This window comes from Kitasatospora sp. NPDC023385, assembly GCF_055664045.1.
Window position 1 is genome coordinate 1 of record NZ_JBVOOL010000077.1, and the last position, 4,412, is coordinate 4,412.

The 4,412-nt window shown below is 68.1% G+C and carries 6 protein-coding genes; 2 read left to right on the plus strand and 4 right to left on the minus strand.

The annotated features are described in order from the left end of the window. Positions 1 to 322: 322 nt before the first annotated feature. Positions 323 to 904 (minus strand): hypothetical protein, encoded by a 582-nt coding sequence (locus tag AC0B61_RS36955; RefSeq protein WP_471746892.1) that lies wholly within the window; start codon positions 902 to 904, stop codon positions 323 to 325. After that, positions 901 to 1,281 (minus strand): hypothetical protein, encoded by a 381-nt coding sequence (locus AC0B61_RS36960; protein WP_471746894.1) that lies wholly within the window; start codon positions 1,279 to 1,281, stop codon positions 901 to 903. The genes AC0B61_RS36955 and AC0B61_RS36960 overlap by 4 nt, the downstream gene beginning before the upstream one ends. 90 nt (positions 1,282 to 1,371) lie before the next feature. Between AC0B61_RS36960 and istA the strand changes: the two genes are divergently transcribed. Both istA and istB read left to right on the plus strand, forming a co-directional pair. Continuing rightward, complete coding sequence (gene istA / locus AC0B61_RS36965) at positions 1,372 to 2,790, plus strand: IS21 family transposase (protein ID WP_471746896.1); 1,419 nt, start codon at positions 1,372 to 1,374, stop codon at positions 2,788 to 2,790. Beyond that, a complete protein-coding gene (istB, locus tag AC0B61_RS36970) occupies positions 2,787 to 3,557 on the plus strand; it encodes an IS21-like element helper ATPase IstB (protein ID WP_471746898.1) in 771 nt (256 codons plus the stop codon). Before istA ends, istB begins: the two co-directional genes overlap by 4 nt. 12 nt (positions 3,558 to 3,569) lie before the next feature. Here istB and AC0B61_RS36975 read toward each other — a convergent pair whose 3' ends face one another. Continuing rightward, on the minus strand, positions 3,570 to 3,923 hold the full coding sequence (locus AC0B61_RS36975; protein WP_471746900.1) for a hypothetical protein: 354 nt from the start codon (positions 3,921 to 3,923) through the stop codon (positions 3,570 to 3,572). A 114-nt stretch (positions 3,924 to 4,037) separates the two neighbouring features. Beyond that, complete coding sequence (locus tag AC0B61_RS36980) at positions 4,038 to 4,310, minus strand: hypothetical protein (protein WP_471746902.1); 273 nt, start codon at positions 4,308 to 4,310, stop codon at positions 4,038 to 4,040. Positions 4,311 to 4,412 lie beyond the last annotated feature (102 nt).

Genomic DNA, 4,412 nt, shown 5'->3' on the forward strand with positions numbered 1-4,412 from the left:
GCACGACCGACAACGACTGAACACGACCAACGAGACCACACAGTGGCCCACGATTGAACCGTCCAGACCGGCATCGAATTGAGCCGCCGCCGACAGCGGATCCGCGCCAACTCACCCTCAAGCCCGGACGGGTTGAGTACCCACGCCCACATGAGGGCCAGCCTGCGACGCTCGGGGAAGTCACCAACGAGGGATTGAAGGTGCCTGACCGCAGGCCCTGCACCTCCCCGGGGGGAGGCCGCCTCTCGCTGCTGGGCACTGTTGGGCGACGAGTCCGACATCGTGTTCTTCTCCTCCACTGCGCGCAGCCCTCAGTGGCTACCTAGGCTCCGATGACTTCCTCAGCGATCTGCCCCCAGCTTGGCCGTGGTTCGCCCACCGGATTCACGAGGGTCAGCAGGCGGCCGTCGAGGAACAGGTCGAGCCTGCTCCGTGGTTCAGCGGCCAAGCGACGGCGGTGGGCGCGGAGGTCCACAGGGACGTGCTCGCCGAGAACGCCGACCAGAACTTCGTGGCGCGCCGGGCCGACAGCGTCAGCCCGGATCCAGGTGCCGCGGACGGGCACGCCGCGCAGGTCGCCCAGCGGGGTCTCCTCACGGCCGAAGGCCCGGTCCATCGCCGCCTCGACCAGAGGCCGGGCCCGGTCGATCGCGTTCGTGGCACCGCCGCTGCTCGCCTCGTCCGTGCCATCGGGATCCTCGTCCAGCACGTGGAAAACGGGGTCGTCCTCCGGGTCCTCCCGCATCGCCCGCCGAGGGTCGGGCCGGGGAACAGCGAAGCGCCAGGGCTGCGGGCTGCCTGGCTTCTCGATCCATCCGGTCTTCAGCCCGGCCGTGGTCGGGGAGTTCTCGGGCAGGAAGATGTCGACGTAGACGCCGCCCGTGCCGAGCCAGACCCAGCTCATGAAGTAGGGGTGGTCGCCGTGGTCGACCGACCAGGTCGCGAGCTTCTGCAGTCTCTGCTTCTGGTCCGCGGTCCCCTTGCGGCTGGGAATATCTGTTTGGCGTCGCGGCGCCGGCCTCGCGCCTCTCCGGCGAGCGGGCCCCTGGAGAGGTCGTAGAGCAGGTCCGGGCGCACGCCCGTGGTGGCGTAGGTGCCGACGAGCTTGTCGGGCAGGACGTCGAAGCTGCTGAGCCCGTCCACACCGGACTTCCAGTCGAACAGGGTCTCGCTGGCGGCCGTCATGACTCCGAGCCCGGTGCACTCGCTGACGAATCGGCGGATGTGGCCGGAGCTGGAATCCAGCGCGGTGTCGGCGTACGCGTGGATGTGCTCAGCCACGTACGAGTGAACGTGCCCAGTTCTTGAGGCGTTGAGGGCCGGTTCCCGGCACTCTGCTGCTGTCCGGTTCGTGGACGGAGGGCAGCTGAAGTGGTCTTGGATCCGCATCGTTGGCTGGAACTTCGGCGCTTCCGTGGGCTGCATGAGTCCGGCGTGATGAGCCTGTCGGAGATTGCGAAGGAGACCGGGCTCAACCGCCGCACTGTCCGCAAGTACCTGGCTGCACAGGCTCCGATCTCGCCGCCGCGCCGGGCGCCGAGTGGGCAGGTCCGTAGGCGGTTGGTGGATGAGGTGGCGCCGCTGATCGACGCGATGCTGCGATCCGAGATCCTGATCAAGGGCGCGGTAGTCCACGAGCGGTTGGTCGCCGAGTACGGGTTCGCCGGCAACTACCAGCGGGTGAAGCTCTACCTCCAGGAAGCACGGCCCCGTATCGCCGAGGAGCTGGGGATCGCCCCTGGCGAACTGGCTGGCCTGCACCGCCGGTTCGAGGTCGTTCCCGGTGCCCAGGCCCAGGTCGACTGGGGCGACGAGGGCAGGATCCTCGCCCATCTCGGAATCCCGAAGGTCTACTCCTTCCACATGGTCCTGTCCTACTCTCGCGATCCGTTCTGCTGCTTCACCACCAGCCAGGACCTGGCGACGTTCTTCGACTGCCACCGTCAGGCGTTCGCACATTTCGGCGGGGTGCCGATGACGATCGTCTACGACCGCACCAAGACCGTGGTCCGCCGGCACGTCGCCCCGGGAGAGGCGGTCCCGCTGCACCCCGAGGCGGTGGCGTTCGCCGGGCACTACGACTTCGACATCGACGTGCTCGCCGCCTATCGCCCCACCGGCAAGGGCAGGGTCGAGCGGCAGGTCTCCATCGTCCGCGACCATGTCCTGGCCGGGCGGGCGTTCTCCTCTGTCGAGGAACTCGACGCCGCGTTCACGGCCTGGGTGCCACTGCGGCGGGCCCGCGTCCACGGCACCCACGGAGAGGTCATCGGCCACCGGGCCGTCCGCGACCACATGGCCCTGCGCCCGCTGCCGAGAACGCCCTACGTCGTCACGCAGCGGCATTTGCGGCATGTCGGGAAGGACTGCCTGGTGGCCTTCGACGCCAACCTCTACTCGGTTCCGGCCCGCAAGGTCCGCCCCCGTCAGCTGGTCGAGATCCGGGCCACGAAGTCCCAGGTCATCCTGCACGCCACGGTTCCCGACGCGAACGGCAGCACGCTACTGGCCGTCCACTCACGGGCGGTGGGCCGGGGCGACCGCATCGTCGACGAGCGCCACTGGGACGGCCTGCCGAAGGGCGACACCCGCCGTGTCACCACCGGCGATGTCCTGCCCCGGCCCCGGCACGAGCGGCCTCTGGGCGAGGAGGCCGGCCCGCTCCGCGCTCTGCTGAGCCGGGCTGCCGCCGCCCACGTCGAGGTCGGCCGCAGGCCCTTGTCGGTCTATGACGAGCTGACCGGCACCCGCCCCTTCACCACCAACCCCACGACGATGGAGTCGAGTTGAGCCAACTGGTCAGCACCCGCATCCGCACCATGGCCGCCAAGCTCGGCCTGCCCCACCTCGCCGAGAGCCTCAACCAGTACGCCCAGCGGGCCGACGAGGCCAAGATGGGCTACCTCGACTTCATCGACCTGGTCCTGGCCGAGGAGCTCGCAGTCCGCGACGACCGCCGCTTCCGCCAGAACCTGCGGCTGTCGAAGCTGCCGCACCACAAGACACTGGACGACTACGACTTCTCCTTCCAGCCCGAGCTCGACCCGCGCAAGATCAAGGACCTCGCCACCCTCTCCTTCGTCGAGGCCAAGGCCAACGCCGCCCTGCTCGGGCCCCCCGGGGTCGGCAAGACCCACCTCGCCGTCGCCTTGGCGGTCGCGGCCTGCCGGGCGGGCTTCACGATCTACTTCACCAGCCTCGACGACATGGTCAGACAGCTCAAGGCCGCCGAGGCCGCCGGGCGGCTGACCAGCAAACTCCGCACCTACCTGCGGCCGAGCGTCCTCGTGGTCGACGAGGTCGGCTACCAGCCCCTTGAACGCGCCGAGGCGAACCTGGTCTTCCAGGTGATCTCCAAGCGTTACGAGAAGGGCTCGATCATCCTGACCTCGAACAAGACCTTCAGCGAGTGGGGACAGGTGTTCGGTGACGAGGTCCTCGCCACCGCCATCCTCGACCGGCTCCTCCACCACTGCAACGTGATCTCGATCAACGGCCCCAGCTACCGACTGAAGAACCGCCTCACCGCAATCGAACGCGAGACTGACGCGGCGTGACCGACGACGGCTTCAGAGGTCGACCCAGGAACTTGCGGCCGAGCGGTCGTGCCACCCGCGGAAGAACCAGTCGGCCAGATCACCGAGACGCTCGATGCAGTCCTCGTAGTAGGAGTCCGGAACCGGCCTTGGGAAGTTCGCGTGTGAAGTCCACGACGGAACCCACGTCGCAACCTCGTAGAAGCCCTCGGCGACCCAGCGATCAAGCCTCTCGTCTGCCTGGAGTTGCTCACACGCCGCACGCATTGCCCGCTCCAGGCGGCTGAAGGCTACTCGGTCCCACTCCAGATCACCCCGCAGCCGAAGGAGGAAGCTTCCTTCCTCCGCATCAAACTCCTGCCTCAGAACACCCATGACCTCGTCCACAAGCGAGATCATGACACCCGCGACAGACACCGAGCACGGGCTGAGCGGCTGGGCTTTCCCGGCGTCCACCTGCAGCAGGAGCTGAGCACGTTCAGCTGTACTTTGCTGAGCACTTCAACAAGTACGCGGACACGCGGCGCACTTGACCGCGAGCGGCCCCGGCCCCGTGTCCCCCGCCAGGTAGCTGAGGAGGAGGTTGATCTCGTGGTCGCGCACGCTGCGGTCCACCGTCCTGCGCAGGTCGCAGGCCAGGGCGTTGATGCTGACCAGTTCGGCCAGCGACACCGGGAGGGGCCCCTGGCCCACCTCGATCGCCTGGACCGCTTCCGCGCCGGCGGACCCCTTCTCGACCCTGAAGCGCCAGACCCTGGCGTGGACCGTACTCATGGGCGAAGCCTAGATGACTGATGCCAAGGGCTCGCCGCCGCGCATGACATGAAGCGAGGGAGTCCAAAGATCGGTTGTGACGCCTGATCTGGACTCCCTCGC

Excerpts from the sequence above, each read along its gene's own strand:
- AC0B61_RS36955 (WP_471746892.1), bottom strand. The coding sequence starts at position 904 with ATGAGCTGGGTCTGGCTCGGCACGGGCGGCGTCTACGTCGACATCTTC.
- AC0B61_RS36980 (WP_471746902.1), bottom strand. The coding sequence starts at position 4,310 with ATGAGTACGGTCCACGCCAGGGTCTGGCGCTTCAGGGTCGAGAAGGGG.